The 18,784-nt window shown below is 74.1% G+C and carries 15 protein-coding genes and 1 pseudogene; 7 read left to right on the forward strand and 9 right to left on the reverse strand.

The features are described from left to right. The first annotated feature begins 79 nt into the window (after window positions 1-79). Complete coding sequence (locus E2B92_RS10780; protein WP_126883895.1) at window positions 80-1,345, forward strand: bifunctional class I SAM-dependent methyltransferase/N-acetyltransferase; 1,266 nt, start codon at window positions 80-82, stop codon at window positions 1,343-1,345. 101 nt (window positions 1,346-1,446) lie between these two features. Continuing rightward, window positions 1,447-2,040 carry an isopentenyl-diphosphate Delta-isomerase gene (idi, locus tag E2B92_RS10785; RefSeq protein WP_126883894.1) on the forward strand — a complete coding sequence of 198 codons (594 nt, stop codon included), beginning with the start codon at window positions 1,447-1,449 and terminating at the stop codon, window positions 2,038-2,040. 232 nt (window positions 2,041-2,272) lie between these two features. Here idi and E2B92_RS10790 read toward each other — a convergent pair. Then, a pseudogene (locus E2B92_RS10790) lies at window positions 2,273-2,719 on the reverse strand (ATP-binding protein); the annotation flags it as partial. Between the two features lie 158 nt (window positions 2,720-2,877). On the opposite strand from E2B92_RS10790, the gene E2B92_RS10795 reads away from it, so the two are divergent. Next, the gene (locus E2B92_RS10795) at window positions 2,878-3,642 is read left to right on the forward strand and encodes an enoyl-CoA hydratase/isomerase family protein (protein ID WP_126883893.1); all 765 of its coding nucleotides are present in this window, start codon (window positions 2,878-2,880) and stop codon (window positions 3,640-3,642) included. Between the two features lie 5 nt (window positions 3,643-3,647). On the opposite strand, the gene E2B92_RS10800 is transcribed toward E2B92_RS10795, so the two are convergent. Both E2B92_RS10800 and E2B92_RS10805 read right to left on the reverse strand, forming a co-directional pair. Next, window positions 3,648-4,271 (reverse strand): DJ-1/PfpI family protein, encoded by a 624-nt coding sequence (locus tag E2B92_RS10800; RefSeq protein ID WP_126883892.1) that lies wholly within the window; start codon window positions 4,269-4,271, stop codon window positions 3,648-3,650. Window positions 4,272-4,455: 184 nt separating this feature from the next. Beyond that, window positions 4,456-5,424 carry a GlxA family transcriptional regulator gene (locus tag E2B92_RS10805; RefSeq protein WP_126883891.1) on the reverse strand — a complete coding sequence of 323 codons (969 nt, stop codon included), beginning with the start codon at window positions 5,422-5,424 and terminating at the stop codon, window positions 4,456-4,458. A gap of 113 nt (window positions 5,425-5,537) precedes the next feature. Here E2B92_RS10805 and E2B92_RS10810 point away from each other — a divergent pair, with 113 nt between their 5' ends. The 3 genes from E2B92_RS10810 (at window position 5,538) to E2B92_RS10815 (ending at window position 9,161) form a co-directional block, all read left to right on the forward strand. Further along, entirely contained in the window at window positions 5,538-6,401 is an 864-nt protein-coding gene (locus E2B92_RS10810; protein WP_126883890.1) for an SCO6745 family protein, read from the forward strand. Window positions 6,402-6,513: 112 nt separating this feature from the next. Continuing rightward, a complete protein-coding gene (locus E2B92_RS33785) occupies window positions 6,514-6,645 on the forward strand; it encodes an LPFR motif small protein (RefSeq protein ID WP_260604312.1) in 132 nt (43 codons plus the stop codon). 83 nt (window positions 6,646-6,728) lie between these two features. After that, window positions 6,729-9,161, forward strand: coding sequence for a Tex family protein (locus E2B92_RS10815; protein WP_126883889.1), 2,433 nt, complete (start codon window positions 6,729-6,731; stop codon window positions 9,159-9,161). A gap of 42 nt (window positions 9,162-9,203) precedes the next feature. Here the strand turns inward: E2B92_RS10815 and E2B92_RS10820 are convergent, their stop codons facing one another. Beyond that, window positions 9,204-10,844 carry an ABC-F family ATP-binding cassette domain-containing protein gene (locus E2B92_RS10820; protein ID WP_126883888.1) on the reverse strand — a complete coding sequence of 547 codons (1,641 nt, stop codon included), beginning with the start codon at window positions 10,842-10,844 and terminating at the stop codon, window positions 9,204-9,206. Between the two features lie 13 nt (window positions 10,845-10,857). Beyond that, window positions 10,858-11,946: an oxidoreductase gene (locus E2B92_RS10825; protein ID WP_126883887.1), complete on the reverse strand. Its 1,089-nt coding sequence runs from the start codon at window positions 11,944-11,946 to the stop codon at window positions 10,858-10,860. Between the two features lie 44 nt (window positions 11,947-11,990). Here E2B92_RS10825 and E2B92_RS10830 point away from each other — a divergent pair, with 44 nt between their 5' ends. Beyond that, window positions 11,991-12,917, forward strand: a complete 927-nt coding sequence (locus tag E2B92_RS10830) for an NAD(P)/FAD-dependent oxidoreductase (protein WP_126883886.1) — start codon at window positions 11,991-11,993, stop codon at window positions 12,915-12,917. Window positions 12,918-12,932: 15 nt separating this feature from the next. Here E2B92_RS10830 and E2B92_RS10835 read toward each other — a convergent pair whose 3' ends face one another. The 4 genes from E2B92_RS10835 to E2B92_RS10850 all read right to left on the reverse strand — a co-directional run bounded on the left by E2B92_RS10835 (window position 12,933) and on the right by E2B92_RS10850 (window position 18,615). Next, complete coding sequence (locus E2B92_RS10835; protein ID WP_126883885.1) at window positions 12,933-13,466, reverse strand: GNAT family N-acetyltransferase; 534 nt, start codon at window positions 13,464-13,466, stop codon at window positions 12,933-12,935. A 70-nt stretch (window positions 13,467-13,536) separates the two neighbouring features. Further along, window positions 13,537-15,246, reverse strand: coding sequence for a BCCT family transporter (locus E2B92_RS10840; RefSeq protein WP_126883919.1), 1,710 nt, complete (start codon window positions 15,244-15,246; stop codon window positions 13,537-13,539). Window positions 15,247-15,361: 115 nt separating this feature from the next. Then, window positions 15,362-16,654, reverse strand: a complete 1,293-nt coding sequence (locus E2B92_RS10845) for a M14 family metallopeptidase (RefSeq protein WP_133087489.1) — start codon at window positions 16,652-16,654, stop codon at window positions 15,362-15,364. Next, window positions 16,651-18,615, reverse strand: a complete 1,965-nt coding sequence (locus E2B92_RS10850) for a Xaa-Pro dipeptidyl-peptidase (RefSeq protein WP_133087490.1) — start codon at window positions 18,613-18,615, stop codon at window positions 16,651-16,653. The genes E2B92_RS10845 and E2B92_RS10850 overlap by 4 nt, the downstream gene beginning before the upstream one ends. Between the last annotated feature and the right edge of the window lie 169 nt (window positions 18,616-18,784).

The raw sequence follows: 18,784 nt of genomic DNA on the forward strand, positions 1-18,784 counted from the left end.
TCGGCTGACCTGATCCCGTACGTCTCCTTCGACACGTACACGTCGGCCGGGGCCCGCTCACATCAAAGGGTTTCCCACGTTGTCCGACAACGCTCTGTACGACGCTTTCTTCGCCCTGCACCACGGTCTGCCGCGGCAGGGCCCCGGTTCCGACGACACCACCCGCCGGCTGCTCGCGCCGGCGTCCCTCGCCGGTCCGCTCCCCGAGCGGCCGCGCGTCCTCGACCTCGGCTGCGGTCCCGGCCGCTCCGCGCTGCTGCTGGCCGCCGAGGCAGGGGCGGGCGGCGGGCGGGTCACCGCCGTCGACCTGCACGAACCGTTCCTGGACGAGCTGCGCCGGGCGGCCCGGGAGCGCGGGCTCGCGGACGCGGTCCGCACCGTCCGGGCCGACATGGCCGAGCTGCCGTATCCGGACGGGTCGTTCGACCTCGTCTGGGCGGAGAGCTCGGCGTACTCGATCGGCTTCGACCGCGCGCTGGCCTCCTGGCGCCGGCTCCTGGCCCCCGGCGGGACGCTGGTGGTCACCGAGTGCGAGTGGACGGCTGACGACCCGAGCCCGGCGGCGCGGGCCTTCTGGGACCGGCACTACCCACTGCGCACGACCGCCGCCAACACCGCGGCGGCCGTCGCGGCGGGCTACCACGTGATCGGGACGTACCGCCAGCCCGAGAGCGACTGGGAGGAGTACTACGGGCCGCTCGCCGAGCGGGCCGCCGCGGCCGACCCCGCAGCACCGGGCATGGGCGAGGCGCTCGCCGCCACCCGCGCGGAGATCGCTCTGCGCCGCGAGCACGGCACGGAGTACGGCTACACCGGCTACGTGCTGCGGCCGGCCGACCCCCGCTGGCGTACGCGGCCGGAGACGGACGCGGACACCGGTGCCGTACGGGCGCTCAACACCGCCGCGTTCGGCACGGACGCGGAGGCGCGGCTGGTCGACGAGCTGCGGCGGGACCGCTCGGCCTGGCTGCCGGGGCTGTCGTACGTCGCCGAGGCTCCGGACGGCACGGTCGCCGCGTACGCGCTGGTGACCCGGTGCCGGGTCGGCGACGAGCCCGCCGCCGCCCTGGCCCCGGTCGCGGTGGCACCCGCCCACCAGCGGCAGGGCGCCGGGCGGGCGGTGGTCCGCGCGGTGCTGGACGCGGCACGGCTGGCCGGGGAGCGGCTGGTGCTGGTGCTCGGTCATCCGGAGTACTACCCGGCATTCGGTTTCGCGCCGGCGTCCCGGTACGGGATCCGGCCGGCGTTCGACGTGCCGGACGAGGCCATGATGGCGCTCGACCTGGACGGTTGCGGGCAGGTGCCGACGGGCACGATCCACTATCCACCGGCCTTCGGCGTCTGATCCGACATGACGGGTGCGGGCCGTCGTGTGCCGACAAGCGGCTTTTGTACGGCAGACTGAGGCGTGCCCCACAGGGCCGAGAACCGAAGCGAAGGATGGTTATGCCGACCACACCAGCCACCGCGGCGAACACCTCGTCGAACGGGACCGCGCCGTCGATCATGCTCGAACTGGTCGACGAGAACGGCACCACCATCGGCACCGCGGAGAAGCTGGCCGCCCACCAGGCGCCCGGGCAACTGCACCGGGCGTTCTCGGTGTTCCTCTTCGACGAGGAGGGGCGGCTGCTGTTGCAGCGGCGGGCGCTGGGGAAGTACCACTCCCCTGGTGTCTGGTCGAACACGTGCTGCGGGCACCCCTATCCGGGTGAGGCGCCGTTCGCGGCGGCCGCCCGGCGCGTCCACGAGGAGCTGGGGGTGTCCCCGTCCCTGCTCGCCGAGGCGGGGACGGTCCGCTACAACCACCCGGACCCCGCGTCGGGTCTGGTCGAGCAGGAGTACAACCACCTCTTCGTGGGGATGGTGCAGGCTCCGCTGCGGCCGGACCCGGCGGAGGTGGAGGAGACCGCGTTCGTGACGGCGCGTGAGCTGACCGATCGGCACGCGGTCGATCCGTTCTCCGCCTGGTTCATGACCGTGCTGGACGCGGCGCGTCCGGCGGTCAAGGAGCTGACAGGGGAGACCGGGGGCTGGTGACGGCCGCCCCGTCCGGTCCCCCGGGTGCCGGGGGACCGGACGGCACCGGCGGCAGGGGTGCCGGCGGTACGGGCGGCGGTACGGCGGTGACGGGCGCGCCCGGCGCCGGTGCCGGCAGGCCGGAGGGCACGGGCGTGCCGACCGGTGGTACCGGCGCCGGCAGGCCGGACGGTACCGGCGTGCCGACCGGTGGCGCGGGTCGCGCGGAGGGCGGGGGTCCCGGTGGGACCGAGGGTCTCAGCGGCAGGGCGGCCCAGATGATCTTGCCGCCGCGCGCGGTGTGCTCGACGTCGCACTCCCCGCCCGCCTCCCGGGTGATCTCGCGCACGAGCAGCAGTCCGCGCCCGCCCGTGCGGCCGTAGTCGGCCTCCAGTGCCTTGGGCCGGTACGGGTGGTCGTCCTCCACCGACACCCGGATCCACTCCGTCCCGATCGCCACCTCCACCGCCAGCTCGGGTGAGAGCAGGGCCGCGTGCCGTACGGCGTTGGTGACCAGCTCCGAGACGATCAGCAGCAGGGCGTGGCCGACGTCGTCGTGGACCGGCACGCCTTGACGTTTCAGCAGATCCCGTACGGCACGCCTGGCGTGCGGTACGGAGACATCGACCGCGGGAGCGGTGAATCGCCAGACCCCTTCGTACGAGGGGGGCCGGGCCGGGACACTCCCGCGGCTCTCCATGGTCCGGTTTGCACCCTCGTGCTCCATTGTCGCCACGTCTCGAGTGTTGGGACCCCATGGCGCCCGCCCGGCCTACTGACCAGAAGTCAGCAGCTATTCGACGGTTTCCGACCGGACGCGCACCAGGAAGTCACGTGTTCGACCGTTCCGGATCGGCTATGGATAGCATCCGGCACATGGAGCAGCCGCAGGTAGAGCATTCCGTCACGGACGGTGTCGCCACCGTCGTCATCAGCAATCCCGCCAAGCGCAACGCCATGACGGCCGGCATGTGGCGCGCGCTGCCGGAGCTGCTCGCCTCACTGGCCGCCGACCGGGGCGTCCGGGCGCTGGTGCTGACCGGCGCGGGGTCCTCGTTCTGCGCCGGGGCGGACATCTCGGCGCTGCGCGAACCGGGTGACGAGCAGCAGTCACTGGCCGTGGAGGCCGAGGAGGCGCTGGCCCGCTTCCCCAAGCCGACCCTCGCCGCCGTGCGCGGGCACTGCGTGGGCGGCGGCAGTCAGCTCGCGGCCGCGTGCGACCTGCGGTTCGCCGAGGAGGGCGCGCTGTTCGGCATCACCCCGGCGAAGCTCGGCATCGTCTACCCCTCGTCCTCCACCCGGCGGCTGGTGTCGCTGGTGGGCCCCTCGGCCGCCAAGTACCTGCTGTTCTCGGGCGAGTTGATCGACACCGACCGCGCGCTGCGCACCGGGCTGGTGGACGAGGTGCTCCCGGCGGGCGGTCTGGACAAGCGGGTGGCGGAGTTCACCCGCGTGCTGGTCACCCGCTCCGCGCTGACGCAGGCGGCGGCGAAGGAGTTCGCCGCCGGGCGGACCGACCGGGACGCGTACTGGGCGGAGCAGGCGCGCGGCAGCGGCGAGCGGGAGGAGGGCGTCGCCGCCTTCCTGGAGCGGCGGGCCCCCCGCTTCACCTACGAGGTGTAGTCCGCTCAGGCGCCCTGGCCGCGCCAGTGGGCGACGATCCTGGCGGGCGCCTTGGCCGGCGACCCGGCGTCGTACGGGGGCTGCGGGTCGTACTCGGTGAGCAACTGCACGGTCTGGGCGACCTCGTCGCCGGCGATCCGGCCGAGCAGGTGCAGGGCCATGTCGATGCCGGAGGAGACGCCGGCGGCGGTGACGTACTTGCCGTCGAAGACGACGCGCTCGTCCGTGGGTTCGGCGCCCAGGGCCCGCAGCTCGTCCATGGCCAGCCAGTGGGTGGTGGCGCGCCGGCCCTTCAGGAGGCCCGCCGCCGCCAGGAACAGCGAGCCGGTGCACACGGAGGTGGTCCAGGTGCTGGTGGCGTCGGCGGCGCGGAGCCACTCCAGCAGCTCCTGGTCCTTCACGGCCTCCCGCGTCTCGGGGCCGCCGGGGACGAGGAGGATGTCCGGGCTGGGCACCTCGGCGAGCGTACGGTCGGCGACGAGGGCCAGGTTGCCCTGGTCGTTGCGGACGGGCCCGGTCTCCTTGGCGACGAAGACGGTCTCGGCTCCGGGGAGGTGGCTGATCAGCTCGAAGGGGCCGACGGCGTCGAGCGTGGTGAAGCCGGGGTAGAGGACGAAGGCGATCTGCATGAGTGCGGGTTCCTTTCGCTGGACGGGTCTTTTGGCGCGGGGCCGCCGGGGGCCGCCCTCGGGGCGCCCGCGGCGTGTCCGGGACGGCCCCGGGAGCCGGCCGGCCGGCGGCTCGGCGCCGGGGGCCGTCCCGGGGATGGTGGGCCGGCGGCTCGGCGCCGGGCGCCGTCCCGGGGATGGTGGGTCAGCGGCTCGGCGCCGGGGCGTGGAAGCGGCGCCGGTACTCGGCGGGCGGGGTGCCGAGCACCTTGAGGAAGGCGCGGCGCATCGCCTCGGGCGTGCCGTAGCCGGACGCGCGGGCGACCTCGTGGACGCCCCGGCCGGTGTCCTCCAGGAGGCGGCGGGCGTGTTCGAGGCGGACGCGCTCGACGTACCGCCCCGGTGTCGTGCCGGTCTCCGCCTGGAAGGCGCGGGCGAAGTGGCGCGGCGAGAGGCGGGCGCGCCCGGCCAGGGCGTCGACCGACAGGTCGGCGGACGGGTGCTCGGTGATGAACTGCTGGACCTCGCGCAGGGGTTCGCGGCGGGCGGTCTGCGCGGCGAGCTGGGCGCTGAACTGGGCCTGGTTGCCGGGGCGCCGGAGGAAGACCACCAGGTGGCGGGCGATGGTGAGCGCCGCGTCCCGGCCGAGGTCCTCCTCGACGAGGGCGAGGGCGAGGTCGATGCCCGCGGTGACCCCGGCGGAGGTGGCGAGGTTCCCGTCCCGTACGAAGATCGGGTCCGGGTCGACGTCCACCTCCGGGTGGGTGCGGGCGAGGTGGTCGCAGAACGCCCAGTGCGTGGTGGCGCGCCGGCCGTCGAGCAGGCCCGCCTCCGCGAGGAGGACGGCGCCTGTGCAGACCGAGACCAGGCGCTCGGCGCGCGGGGCGTGGACGCGCAGCCAGTCGACCAGGCGCGGGTCGGGGTCCAGGCTGCCCTCTCCGCCGGGGACCAGGAGGGTGTGCGGTGGCGGCGCGTCGGCCAGTGCGCCGTCGGCGGCCAGACGCAGGCCGCTCCGGGCGCGGACGGGCGCTCCGTCGAGCGAGGCGGTGCGGATCGGGTACGGGTCGCCGCCGGAGGTGAGGTGGGAGGCGCCGGCGAACACCTCCACCGGTCCGGTCACGTCCAGGCTCTGGACGCCGTCGAAGAGGACGACGAGTACGGGGCGCTGCGTCATGCCCTTCATCCTTCGGGGCGGGCCGGACGGCCGCAATGACGAAGACCCCACCTTTCCTGCCATGGCGGGCCCGGCCCCTGGCGACGTACCAACCAGTCGGTAACCTGTGCCCCATGACGACTCTGCCGCCGCGCGCCGGACGCCGCTGCCACAACGCCATCAATCCGCTGCACTCGACGGTGTACTTCTCGCCGGACTACGCCCGGGAGCTCGCGGCGCTCGGTGTCACGGACTCCAACGCCGCGTACTTCGCCGGACGCGCCGCCGCCATGGGCGCGGTCGGGCCGGGGGTCGTCACGGCGTCCTTCTACAACTTCAACCACGAGCTCGTCGCCCGCCACCTGCCGGCCGTCTGGGACACCGCCGCCCCCGGGGCGGTGCTCGCGGCGCGGCTGCGCGCGGCCGACGCCACCCTGCGCCGGCTGCTCGGTGACGAGGCGGCCGGGTCGGAGGAGATGGCCGAGGCCGCCCGGCTCGCGCTGCGGGCCACCGAGGCGTGCACCCGGCACGCCCGCCCCCTGTACGCCGCGCACGCCGACCTCCCGGTGCCCGAGGAGCCGCACCTGGCGTACTGGCACGCGGCGACACTGCTGCGCGAGCACCGGGGCGACGCCCACCTGGCCGCGCTGCTCGCCGCCGGGCTGGACCCGCTGGAGGCGCTGGTCAGCCACACGGCGACCGGCAAGGGCATGGCGCCCCGGTGGATCCTCGCCACGCGCGGCTGGCGGCGCGCCGACTGGGACGCGGCGGCCGGGCGGCTGCGCGGGCGCGGTCTGCTGGACGAGCGGGGCGAACTGACAGAGGCGGGCGCCGCCCTCCGGTCGGAGCTGGAGGAGCACACCGACCGCATGGACGCCGCGCCGTACGAGCACCTCGGCGAGGCCGGCGTCGAGCGGCTCACCGAGCTGGCACGCGGCTTCCTCGGCGCGGCCGTGGCGGCGGGCGCGTTCCCGCAGGACCTGGCCGGCAAGGGCTGACGTCCGGCGCGGGACGTTCCGGCGCGGACGGCCCACGGTCCGGTGCGGACGTTTCGGCGCGGGGGCGGCGGCAACCCGCAGGGGGCAACCAGAGAGCACGTGGAGGTGCCCCTTGCGTACGATCGCAGATTTCTTCCGCATGATCGGCTCGGCCGTCGCCACCGTCGTCACCCTGCCGTTCCGGCTGCTGGCACGGCTCTTCGGCGGGGCCTCGCGGGGCGGGGGCAGGGCGCGCCGCGCCTGACGACGGGGCACGCGACACGTCGCACGGTGACCCGGCAGAATGCAACGGCAAGCTGGAGGCACGAGAAGGCGAGTCGGGACACCGTGACGACGTCCATCGAAGGCAGGATCGCCGAGGAGCTCGGCGTACGCGAGCGGCAGGTGAAGGCGGCCGTCGAGCTGCTCGACGGCGGGTCGACCGTGCCGTTCATCGCGCGCTACCGCAAGGAAGCGACCGAGATGCTCGACGACGCGCAGTTGCGCACGCTCGAGGAGCGGCTGCGCTACCTGCGGGAGCTGGAGGACCGGCGGGCCGCCGTCCTCGACTCCGTGCGCGAGCAGGGCAAGCTCACCGAGGAGCTGGAGGCGAGCATCCGGGCGGCCGAGACCAAGGCGCGCCTGGAGGACATCTACCTGCCGTTCAAGCCGAAGCGGCGCACCAAGGCGCAGATGGCGCGCGAGGCAGGGCTGGAGCCGCTGGCCGACGGGCTGCTCGGCGACCCGTCGGTGGAGCCGCTCGCCGCCGCCGCCGCGTTCGTCGACGCCGGCAAGGGCGTCGCGGACCCCGCCGCCGCGCTGGAGGGCGCCCGCGCCATCCTCGCCGAGCGGTTCTCGGAGGACGCCGACCTGATCGGCGAGCTGCGCGAGCGGATGTGGACGCGCGGGCGGCTGGCCGCCAGGGTGCGGGAGGGCAAGGAGGAGGCCGGCGCCAAGTTCGCCGACTACTTCGACTTCTCGGAGCCGTTCACCGAACTCCCCTCGCACCGGGTGCTGGCGATGCTGCGCGGCGAGAAGGAGGAGGTCCTCGACCTGGTCCTGGAGCCCGAGGAGCCGGTCGAGGGGCCGTCCTCGTACGAGGGGATCATCGCCTCCCGGTTCGGGATCTCGCAGCAGGGCCGGCCGGGCGACAAGTGGCTCGGCGAAACCGTCCGCTGGGCGTGGCGCACCCGCGTGCTGGTCCACCTCGGCATCGACCTGCGGCTGCGGCTGCGCACAGCGGCGGAGGACGAGGCCGTACGCGTCTTCGCCGCGAACCTGCGCGACCTGCTGCTCGCCGCGCCCGCCGGTACGCGGGCGACGCTGGGCCTGGACCCCGGTTTCCGTACCGGCGTGAAGGTCGCCGTCGTGGACGCGACCGGCAAGGTCGTCGCCACCGACACGATCCATCCGCACGTGCCGGCCAACAAGTGGGACCAGTCGCTCTCGGCCCTGGCGCGGCTGGCGAAGGAGCACGCGGTCGAGCTGGTCGCCATCGGCAACGGCACCGCGTCGCGTGAGACCGACAAGCTCGCCGGTGAACTGATCGCCCGGCACCCGGAGCTGAACCTCACCAAGGTGATGGTGTCGGAGGCGGGCGCGTCCGTGTACTCGGCGTCCGCGTTCGCCTCGCAGGAGCTGCCGGACCTCGACGTGTCGCTGCGCGGCGCCGTCTCGATCGCGCGCCGGCTCCAGGACCCGCTCGCCGAGCTGGTGAAGATCGACCCGAAGTCGATCGGCGTCGGCCAGTACCAGCACGACCTGTCCGAGGTGAAGCTGTCCCGGTCGCTGGACGCGGTGGTCGAGGACTGCGTGAACGGCGTCGGCGTCGACGTCAACACCGCGTCCGCCCCGCTCCTTTCGCGCGTTTCGGGCATCGGGGCGGGCCTCGCCGAGAACATCGTGGCCCACCGGGACGCCAACGGCCCCTTCCGGTCGCGCAAGGCGCTCAAGAACGTGCCGCGGCTCGGCCCGAAGGCGTACGAGCAGTGCGCGGGCTTCCTCCGCATCCGGGGCGGCGACGACCCGCTGGACGCGTCCAGCGTGCACCCCGAGGCGTATCCGGTGGTGCGGCGGATGGTGAAGACGACGGGCGGCGAGGTGGCCTCGCTGATCGGCAACACCTCGGTGCTGCGGTCGCTGCGGCCGGACGACTTCGTCGACGAGACGTTCGGTCTGCCGACGGTCACGGACATCCTGCGCGAGCTGGAGAAGCCGGGGCGCGACCCGAGGCCCGCGTTCAGGACGGCCACCTTCAAGGAGGGCGTCGAGAAGATCGGCGACCTGGAGCCGGGGATGGTGCTGGAGGGCGTCGTCACCAACGTGGCCGCCTTCGGCGCGTTCGTGGACGTCGGCGTGCACCAGGACGGGCTCGTCCACGTGTCGGCGATGTCCCGGAACTTCGTCAAGGACCCGCGCGAGGTGGTCAAGCCGGGCGACGTGGTGAAGGTGAAGGTGCTGGACGTCGACATCCCGCGCAAGCGGATCTCGCTGACGCTGCGGCTGGACGACCAGCGGTCCGGTACGGACGGGGCGTCGCCCAAGCGCGAACGCGGCGGCCGGCCGCCCCAGCAGCGCCAGGGCAGCGGTGGCGGAAACGGCGGCGACCGGCGCGGCGGTGGCGGTGGCGGCGGTGACCGTCGCGGTGGCGGCGGTGGCGGCGGTTCCCGGGGCGGCGGGCGTCCCGCACAGGCCCCCGCGCCGGCCAACAGCGCCATGGCGGACGCCCTGCGCAAGGCGGGCCTGCTCGGCGGAGGCGGCGGCGGGAAGGGCCGCCGGTGAACTGACGCGAGGGTCCGGCCCCGGGACTTCCGGGGCCGGCCGTCAGTACTCGGTGACCTTGCCGTCGGCGACCTCGATGCGGCGGGTGGTGTGCACCGCGTCGAGCATGCGCCGGTCGTGGGTGACCAGCAGCAGGGTTCCCGGGTACGCGTCGAGGGCCGACTCGAGCTGTTCGATGGCCGGCAGGTCCAGGTGGTTGGTCGGCTCGTCCAGGACCAGCAGGTTCACGCCGCGGCCCTGGAGCAGGGCGAGGGCGGCACGGGTGCGTTCGCCCGGTGAGAGGGACGTCGCCGGGCGCGTGACGTGGTGGGCCTTGAGGCCGAACTTGGCGAGCAGGGTGCGCACGTCGGCCGGCTCCGTGCCGGGGACGGCCGCACAGAACGCCTCCAGCAGGGACTCCTGCCCGTGGAAGAGCCGCCTGGCCTGGTCGACCTCCCCGACCACGACGCCCGCGCCGAGCGAGGCGTGCCCGGCGTCCAGCGGGAGGCGGCCGAGGAGCGCGGCGAGCAGGGTCGACTTGCCCGCGCCGTTGGCGCCGGTGATGGCGACCCGGTCGGCCCAGTCGATCCGGAGCGACACCGGGCCGAGGCGGAAGTCGCCCCGGACGGCCTCGGCCTCGCGCAGGGTGGCCACGACCGCGCCGGAGCGCGGGGCGGCGGCGATCTCCATCCGCAGCTCCCACTCCTTGCGGGGCTCCTCGACGACGTCCAGCCGCTCGATCATGCGCTGGGTCTGCCGCGCCTTGGCGGCCTGCTTCTCGCTCGCCTCGCTGCGGAACTTGCGGCCGATCTTGTCGTTGTCGCCGCCGGCCTTGCGGCGGGCGTTCTTGACGCCCTTGTCCATCCAGGACCGCTGCATCTGGGCGCGGCCCTCCAGGGCGGCCTTCTTGTCGGCGTACTCCTCGTAGTCCTCGCGGGCGTGCCGGCGGGCGGTCTCGCGCTCCTCCAGGTACGCCTCGTATCCGCCCCCGTACAGCCGGATCTGCTGCTGCGCCAGGTCCAGTTCGAGCACCTTCGTCACGGTACGGGCGAGGAACTCACGGTCGTGGCTGATGACGACCGTTCCCGCGCGCAGCCCCTGGACGAAGCGCTCCAGCCGTTCCAGGCCGTCCAGGTCCAGGTCGTTGGTCGGCTCGTCGAGCAGGAACACGTCGTAACGGGACAGGAGCAGGGAGGCGAGGCCCGCGCGGGCCGCCTGGCCGCCGGAGAGGGACGTCATCGGCCGGTCGAGCCCTACGGTCAGGCCGAGGGAGCCGGCGACCTCCTCGGCGCGTTCGTCGAGGTCGGCGCCGCCGAGGCCGAGCCAGCGCTCCAGGGCGGCGGCGTAGGCGTCGTCGGCGCCGGGCGTGCCGTCGACGAGGCCCTGGGTGGCCTCGTCCATCGCCGCCTGGGCGGCGGCGACGCCGGTGCGGCGGGCGAGGAAGCCGCGCACGGTCTCCCCCGGCCGGCGGTCCGGCTCCTGCGGGAGGTGGCCGACCGTCGCGGTGGGCGGCGACAGGCGCAGCTCGCCGTGCTCGGGCGTGTCGAGCCCGGCGAGGAGGCGCAGCAGGGTCGACTTGCCGGCGCCGTTCACGCCGACGAGGCCGATCACGTCGCCGGGTGCGACGACGAGGTCGAGGCCGGAGAAGAGGGATCGTTCGCCGTGGCCGGCGGCGAGGTCCTTGGCGACGAGGGTGGCAGTCATCAGGGGGTCGATCCTAGGCCAGCGGGCTCCTGGCCCGCGCCGCCCGGGTCACCGGCGCGACCAGCACGGCGCCCATGGTGCGCGCCACGAGGAAGGACCGCCCCCGGACCGTCCGCGCGTCCAGCGGGAACCGGTGTGCGCCCGGCTCCAGCAAGCCGTCGCACAGCTCGTGGGTACGGGTGCGGTGGAGCCGGTCCAGCCGGTACGCCACGAGCCGGACGCGGCAGGTGGAGGTGACCTCCACGGTCGCCTCGCCGCCGGTGACGGTCAGGCCGGTGAGGCGTCTGCGGTCCGGTGGCGTGCGGTCCAGGGCCTGTTCGATCTGTGCGACGAGCACGGGGACGACGGGCGCGAGCCCGTCCACGTACGCGACCTCCGCGCCCGCCCGCCCGAACGCCTCCCTCACCGCCGTACGCCGTTCCTCCCCCACCGCGCGGCCGAACGCCACCGCGCCGTACGCCCGCAGTTCCTCGGGCGGCACGGCGACGGCGTCCTCGGCGATGTCGGCCCCGACCCCGATGGTCCGCAGCGCGGCGGCGAGCCTGGCGAGGACGGCGACCCGGGCGCCGATCAGCAGGACGCGACGGCGGGCCGGAGCGTTCGGGAGCAGGCGCTCCAGCTCGGTGCGGTACTGGTCGCCGCGGAAGCGGAAGGGGCCTATGCCGTGGTAGCCGTTGAGCTCCAGGTCGGCGGCGTCGTCCGTCTGCCAGGCGAAGTCGCGCCACACGACGTCGCCGTCGTCGTCCCGCTCGATCACCGCCGTGACGGCTCCGCACTCGAGGCTCTCGCACTCGGGGCAGCCGTAGATGACGTACCGGCCGCCGGGCAGCGGCGCCTCCGCCTCCAGCAGCAGGCGGCGCACGTGGTCGGTGAAGATGGCGGGCGGCACGTCGGACGCGAGCGGCGACACGGCGTCGAGGTCGGAGAGCTGGTGCAGGAGCGGGCGGCCGTCGACGACGAAGTCGAGGAAGTCGCGGTGCACTTGGTAGGCGCCGCCCGGGAGGACGCCGCCGGCCCGGACGGCGGGCGCGAGGGCGAAGGAGGCGTGGGTGTGGTCGCGCGCCGGTCCGCGCGCTGCGTCGTGCTCGTGGTCGGGCTGCATGCCGGGTGTATTCCCGCCCGGTGGCCGTCCGCTACCGTCCCGGCATGACGGGCGACGTGATCGTGGTGGGTGGCGGGGTCATCGGGCTGACGACGGCCCTCACCCTGGCGGAGCGCGGCCTGCGCGTGCGGGTGTGGACGCGGGACGCGCCGGGCGACACCACCTCGGCGGTGGCGGGCGCGCTGTGGTGGCCGTACCGCATCGAGCCGGCGGAGCGGGTCGACGCGTGGGCGCCGGCGTCGCTGCGCGTGTACGAGCGGCTCGCCGGCGATCCGGGGGCGACGGGCGTGCGGATGGTGGCGGGGGTCCACGCGGACATGGAGCTCGGCGCGCTGGGGCCGTGGGCGGACCGGGTGGCGGGGCTGCGGCAGTTGCCGTCGGGCGCCCTGGCCGCCCGGGTGCCGCTGGTCGACATGCCGGTCCACCTCGCGTGGCTGCGGGCGCGGCTGGAGGCGGCGGGCGGGGTCGTCGAGACGCGGGTGGTGACGTCGTTCGCACAGGCGCCGGCCCCGGTCGTGGTCAACTGCGCGGGGCTGGGGGCGCGGGACCTCGTACCGGACGCCGGGGTGCGGCCGGTGCGCGGCCAGCTCGTCCTGGTGGAGAACCCGGGCGTGGAGGAGTGGTTCGTCGCGGCGGACGCCTCGGCGAGCACGGCCACGTACTTCTTCCCCCAGCCGGGCCGCCTCGTCCTGGGCGGCACGGCGGAGGAGGACGACTGGCGGACGGAGCCGGACCCGGAGGCGGCCGCCGCGATCGTGGCGCGGTGCGCCCGGATCCGCCCCGAGATCGGCCGCGCCCGTGTCCTGGGGCACCGCGTCGGGCTCCGCCCGGTGCGCCCGGCGGGCGTCCGGCTCGGTGCGGAGCCCCTGGCGGGCGGCGGCGTACTGGTGCACAACTACGGTCACGGAGGCGCGGGCGTGACCGTCGCGTGGGGGTGTGCGAGGGAGGCGGCGCGGCTGGTCACCGGTTGATCGCGGCCTCCCGGCTCACCCCTGGTACTCGGTGAGGTCGATGGCGTGGACGTGCAGCGGAACGCCCAGCACCGGGTGGGTCGTCTCCCGCTCCGGCGCCATGCCGAGCTTGCGCATGACGTTCTCGGCGGCGCTGTTCCCCAGCCGGGCGACGCCCACGACCCGCTCCAGGCCACGGTCCTGGAGCGCGAACTCCAGCACGGCGTGGGCGGCCTCGGAGGCGTACCCCTGGCCCCAGAACGGGCGGCCGAGACGGAAGACGATCTCGGCGGCGGGCAGCACCTCGGGCAGGTACCCGGGTACGGACAGCCCCGCGAAGCCGATCAGCTCGCCCGAGGCGAGGAGCTCGACGGCGAAGAGCCCGAAGCCCTCCTCGTCCCACTCCTCCTCCCACCGCTCGATGTCCTCGGCCGTCTCCTCCAGGTCGCGCACCGAGCCGTCGCCGATCCAGCGCATGACCTCGGGGTCCGCGTCTATGTCGGCCATGGGGACGAGGTCGTCGTCGTGCCAGCGGCGCAGGAGGAGGCGGGGCGTGAGGATCTCGGTCATGACGCCATCCTCGCCGATGGACGGCTCACGACGTGAATCGGCCACGGGTCGGGGGTCCGGCTCGGTGGCGTCACTCCGGCGCGTCGCGGCCCCGGTCCCTGTCGCGGTCCGTGTCCCGTGTGTCGTCGTGGGCCGGGCCGATGCGGATCTCGAACTCACCCGCGTACTTCTCGTGGCCCGCGATGACGGCCTCCTCCACGGCCTCCTCGGCCAGTTCGCCCCGGACGATCAGCGGGTCCCGGCGCAGGTCGCGCATGAGGGACCAGCACATGCCGATCATGACCAGGACGAAGGGCGCCGCGACCAGGATCGTCAGGTGCTGCAGGCCCGCCAGGGCGTCGCCCTTGCCCTCGCCGACGAGCAGCATCACCGCCGCCACGCCACCGGTCACCACGCCCCAGAAGACGACGACGAACCGGGCGGGTTCGAAGGTGCCCCGCTGGGAGAGGGTGCCCATCACGATGGAGGCGGCGTCGGCGCCCGAGATGAAGAAGATGCCGACCAGGATCATCACGAGCAGGCTCATCACGCCGGCGATCGGGAACTCCTGGAGCACGCCGAAGAGCTGGGCCTCCGGCGTGGTCGCGTCCCCGAGGTCGCCGCGCTCCTGGAGGTGCATGGAGGTGCCGCCGAAGATGGCGAACCAGATCAGGCTCACGGTGCTCGGTACGAGGATGACGCCGCCCACGAACTGGCGGATGGTCCGCCCGCGGCTGATGCGGGCGATGAACATGCCGACGAACGGGGTCCAGGAGATCCACCACGCCCAGTAGAAGACCGTCCAACTGCTGAGCCATTCGGCGACGTCCCCGCCGCCGGTGGCCGCCTCGGTGCGGCCGGCCAGTTGCCACAGCTCGTCGAAGTAGGAGGCGAGGGAGGTGGGGATCAGGTCGAGGACGAGGATGGTGGGGCCGGCGACGAAGACGAAGAGGGCGAGGACGACGGCCAGCACCATGTTGGTGTTGGAGAGCCACTGGATGCCCCGCTCCACACCGGAGACGGCCGAGAAGACGAAGCACACCGTCAGGACGGCGATGATGCTGACGAGCAGTCCGGTCCCGGCCTTTTCCAGCCAGCCGACCTCTTTCATGCCGCTGCCGATCTGGAGCGCGCCGAGCCCCAGGGAGGTGGCGGAGCCGAAGAGCGTCGCGAAGATCGCCAGGATGTCGATGACCCTGCCGACCGCGCCCTCGGCGTGCTTCTTGCCGATGAGCGGGACGAACACGGCGCTGATGGTCTGCCGCCTGCGCCGCCGGAAAGTGCTGTACGCGATGGCCAGGCCGACCACCGCGTAGATGGCCCAGGGGTGCAGGGTCCAGTGGAAGAGCGTGGTGGCGAGCGCGGTCTGCATCCGGTCCGCCGAGTCGGCGGGGTCGGTGCCGGGCGGCGGCGTGGTGTAGTGCGCGAGGGGCTCGCTGACGCCGTAGAACATCAGGCCGATGCCCATGCCCGCGCTGAACATCATGGCGACCCAGGAGACGGTGCTGAACTCGGGCCCCTCGTGCTCCTGGCCCAGCTCGATGCGCCCGTACCGGCTGATGGCGAGCCAGAGCGCGAAGACCACGAAGCCCGAGGCGGCCAGGACGAAGGCCCAGCCGCCGTTGTGCATCAGGCCGTTCAGCATGGAGTCGGAGATGTTCTCCAGCGTGGTGGTGGCGGTGGCGCCCCAGACCACGAAGGCCAGGGTGAGCACGGCCGTCACGCCGAAGACGACCCGGTCGGTGACCGGCGGCTGGTCCTCGTGCGGGTGACGGCCGGGCAGTGCCGCCTTCACCGGCAGCCGCAACCGTTGCCCCGGTTTTCTTTGCTCCTGAGACACGGGCGGCACCTTTCGCGATCATGGCCTGATTTGGCTCCCCCTACCCCCTACCACGCCATGCACACCTATCCCGGGATCAACAGACGTCGACCGGCTCCCCTTCTGTCAGGTGATAGGCCGCCCGTGTGTCGAGGAGCAGCGGTACCAGGGCGCGCAGGGGCTGCCGCAGGGGTACGAAGGCCCCGTCGCCGTCCCGGCGGACGGCCACGCCGTGCAGCGCCAGTTCGTCCCTGACCCCGTCGTACTGGGCGGGGCTCAGGCGGTAGCCGCAGGGCGGGTCCTGGAGGGTTTCGGCGGGTTCGGGCGGATCGTTGTCGGCGCCGCCCAGATGCACCGGGCCCCGGTCGCGCAGTCCGGCCAGCCGGGCGGTCGTGGTGGCCGCCCCGATGGCGCCGCGCCGCTCGCCGGCGTACGCGAAGAGCCCGTCCAGGGCGGCGAGCTGGCTGTCCACGCGGCGCCGGTTGTTGAGGGCCGGGTCCTTCCTCTCCTCGTCGGTCAGGGCGTCGACCCGGGTTTCGACGAGGAGGCCGACGGAGTGCTTGATGCCCGCCGTGTTGCGCAGGATGCGTTCCTGGCCGTCGCCCGCGACCTGTTTGACGGGCTCTCCGGTGACGGGGTCGGTCCAGATGCCGTAGACGCCGCTGTCGAAGCCGGCCCGCTCGGCGGTGGGGCGGACGTACCTCTCGGAGAGGGTGTGCGCCTCGTCGTGCACCTGGGTGCCGGTGTTGGGGTTGCGCGGCCAGAGGGAGAGCAGGTCCTTGTCGTAGTAGGGCGGGGTGGCGCCGTACTCGTGCAGGTCGTACACGACGTCGGGCCGGTGGTCGCGGAGCACGGCCGCCAGGGCGCGGCCCTCAGCGGTCCTGAGGGCGATGTGGTCGCGGTTGATGTCGACGCCGTCGGCGTTGCCCCGGGTGTCGGCGGCGCGGCCGTCGGGGTTGGCGGTGGGGACGACGAGGACGGTGGTACGGGCGAGGAAGCGCCGGGTTTCGCGGTCCTGGGCGTACGCGAGGTCGCGGACGGTGGACAGGCAGGCCTCGCGGCCGGAGGGTTCGTCGCCGTGCTGGCTGCAGATGAGGAGCAGGGTGTGCGGCGTGGGGGCGGTCGAGATCCGGACGAGCCGGAGGGGGCGGCCCTGCCGGGTGGTGCCGACGCGGGTCGTGGACACATGGGGGTGGGCGCGGTCCACGGCGGCGAGGAATCGTTCCTCCTCGGCCTCGCCGGTCCAGCGGGCGCCGTTGCTGGTCTCGAAGCCGGTGCGGGGCGGCGGCGTGGGCGCGGCCTGGGCCGGGGCGGTGATCAGCGGGAGGGCGAGGGCGGCGGCGGTGACGGTCACCGCGAGGGCGCGGAAGCGGGCGGTGCGCGGGGTCATCGGGTGCTGCCTCCGGGGATCGGCGGGACGGGACGCGGGGCGGTGACGCCGGCGGCCGGGGCGGTGCGCGGGGCAGCCGGGTGCACGGTACCGCTGGTGGCACGGAGGAACGCGGGGGCGCCGCCGACGAGGGGCAGCGAGGCCCGGGTACGGGTCAGGTCGAGGGTGAGGGTGGGCCGGGACGCGGGCGGGTCGATGAGGTACCGGTCGGTGCCGCCGACGATGAGGGCGAGCCGGTGGCCGGCCGGCACGACGTGGTCGGTGGCGGCGAGGTCCAGGGTGATGGTGTGGGGCTTGCCGGGGGTGAGGGGGCGGCCCTGGCGGGCGTCGGCCCAGTTGCCGAGGTCGGCCCAGCCCCGGCTGAAGACGGTGAAGCCGACGTCGGCCGTCCTGGCCTCGGTCTCCTTGTAGCAGGCGCTGTCGCCGGCGGTGCTCGCGCCCCAGCAGGTGCGCTCGGTCAGGGTGGTGATGCCTTCGCCGGCGGCGCCGTAGTCGCGGATGGTGTCGGGGCCCAGGTCGACGAGGACCGCCGACAGGTGCGCGCTGGTGGTGTCCGGGGTGGCGGTGACGGTGACGGTGGAGGAGCCGGAGAGCCTCAGGTCGCGGGTGAGGGGGCGGGAGATGAAGCCCGCCTTGGCCGGGGTCGGCGCGTCGGCGTGCGCCGCCCAGTCGAGCTCGTCCAGCGCCGGGTCGTCGGTGAACGTCTCCGTCGCGCCGGGCCGGGGCGGGGTGAGACGGAGGGTGCCGACGCCGGGAGCCGCGCCCGTGCCGGGGCGCAGCGTGGTGCGGGCGGTGGTGCGGGGCGGCCAGACGCGGTCGGTGGACCACTGGTCGGGGGCGCGCTCGATGTCGGCCATCGGTTCGCGGTCGATGCCGTTGTCGTAGCCGAGCAGGTGGTGGTCGAACCAGCGGTGCAGGGTGCGCACCCAGTCGGCGCGGCGGAAGTCGAAGGGGTCGACGTGGCCGGTCTGCGAGAGCCAGATCTTGCGCTCGACGCCGTTCTCCGCGAGGGCGTCCCACCACTGGCCGAAGTGCTTGGCGCGGACGTTGAGGTCCTGCTGCCCGTGGACGACGAAGACGCTGGCCGTCACCTTGTGCGCGTCCTTGACGTGGTCGCGCTCGTCCCACAGCGGCGTCCAGTCGCCGGTGCGCGGGGCGCCGTCGACGAGGCGCTGCTGGACGTGGGCGCAGCGGGCGCGGGCGTCGGGGCTGTTGACGTAGCGGGAGAGCCAGTCGGGGCCGGAGTCGTAGAGCGGTGCGCCCTCGGCGAAGTAGTAGTCGTACCAGGAGGAGATGGCGCCGATCGGGACGACGGTCTTCAGGCCCTCGACACCGGTGGCGGCGACCCCGTTGGCGACGGTGCCGTCCCAGCTCTTGCCGATCATGCCGGTGTCGCCGGTGGACCAGTCGGTCGCGTGGGCGCGTTCGGCGCCGGTGCGGGTCGTGTAGCCGCGGCCCCGGCCGTTCAGCCAGTCGACGACGGCCTTGGCACTGCGGACGTCGGAGGGGCCGCCGACGTCGCTGCACCCGTCCGAGCGACTGGTTCCGGCCAAGTCGACGGCGACGAAGGCGTATCCGCGCGGCACGAAGTAGTTGTCGTAGTACAGCGGGAACCCGACCGGGTCGCCGTCCGCGTCGTACGTCTTCCTCTGGCTCTCGTTGCCGCGCCCGCAGCAGGCGTAGTAGGGGCTGGCGTCCATGATCACGGGAACCTTGCGGCCGCGGTCCGCCGCCTCGCGCGGCCGGACGATGTCGACGGCGACACGGTCGCCGCGTCCGTCGCGGTCACCGTCGAGGCCGGTGTCGACCCAGACGGACTCGCGGACGGCCCTGTCGTACGAGTAGATCGGACGGGACTCGCGGGCGGGGGCGCTGGTCGCGCTCGCCTGCGGCACCAGGGCGGACATCAGGGCGGCGGTGGCCGCTCCCACGAGGATTCTGCTCCGCGCACGTATCGGCATGGGAGCGGAAGGTACACCGGTCAACTCCCGTGCGACAGAGGGCGTCGGGCGGGCAGGAGCGGCCGGTGGGGCGGAGGGGACGGCGTCCGTTCATGGCGGCTGAATGGCGATCATGTGACAGGTGGGGCCATGGACATGACTGTGGCGGGAGCGGCTGAATAGCCTTCAA

The organism is Streptomyces sp. WAC05374 (assembly GCF_004353505.1).
Classification (GTDB): domain Bacteria; phylum Actinomycetota; class Actinomycetes; order Streptomycetales; family Streptomycetaceae; genus Streptomyces.

What these genes read in the sequence shown, in the direction of transcription:
- E2B92_RS10825 (WP_126883887.1), bottom strand. Translation starts at nt 11,946, where the DNA reads ATGCAGCCCGACCACGAGCACGACGCAGCGCGCGGACCGGCGCGCGAC.
- E2B92_RS10830 (WP_126883886.1), top strand. Translation starts at nt 11,991, where the DNA reads ATGACGGGCGACGTGATCGTGGTGGGTGGCGGGGTCATCGGGCTGACG.
- E2B92_RS10805 (WP_126883891.1), bottom strand. Translation starts at nt 5,424, where the DNA reads ATGACGCAGCGCCCCGTACTCGTCGTCCTCTTCGACGGCGTCCAGAGC.
- E2B92_RS10810 (WP_126883890.1), top strand. Translation starts at nt 5,538, where the DNA reads ATGACGACTCTGCCGCCGCGCGCCGGACGCCGCTGCCACAACGCCATC.
- E2B92_RS10845 (WP_133087489.1), bottom strand. Translation starts at nt 16,654, where the DNA reads ATGACCCCGCGCACCGCCCGCTTCCGCGCCCTCGCGGTGACCGTCACC.
- E2B92_RS10820 (WP_126883888.1), bottom strand. Translation starts at nt 10,844, where the DNA reads ATGACTGCCACCCTCGTCGCCAAGGACCTCGCCGCCGGCCACGGCGAA.
- E2B92_RS10800 (WP_126883892.1), bottom strand. Translation starts at nt 4,271, where the DNA reads ATGCAGATCGCCTTCGTCCTCTACCCCGGCTTCACCACGCTCGACGCC.
- E2B92_RS10835 (WP_126883885.1), bottom strand. Translation starts at nt 13,466, where the DNA reads ATGACCGAGATCCTCACGCCCCGCCTCCTCCTGCGCCGCTGGCACGAC.
- E2B92_RS10850 (WP_133087490.1), bottom strand. Translation starts at nt 18,615, where the DNA reads ATGCCGATACGTGCGCGGAGCAGAATCCTCGTGGGAGCGGCCACCGCC.
- E2B92_RS10795 (WP_126883893.1), top strand. Translation starts at nt 2,878, where the DNA reads ATGGATAGCATCCGGCACATGGAGCAGCCGCAGGTAGAGCATTCCGTC.
- idi (WP_126883894.1), top strand. Translation starts at nt 1,447, where the DNA reads ATGCCGACCACACCAGCCACCGCGGCGAACACCTCGTCGAACGGGACC.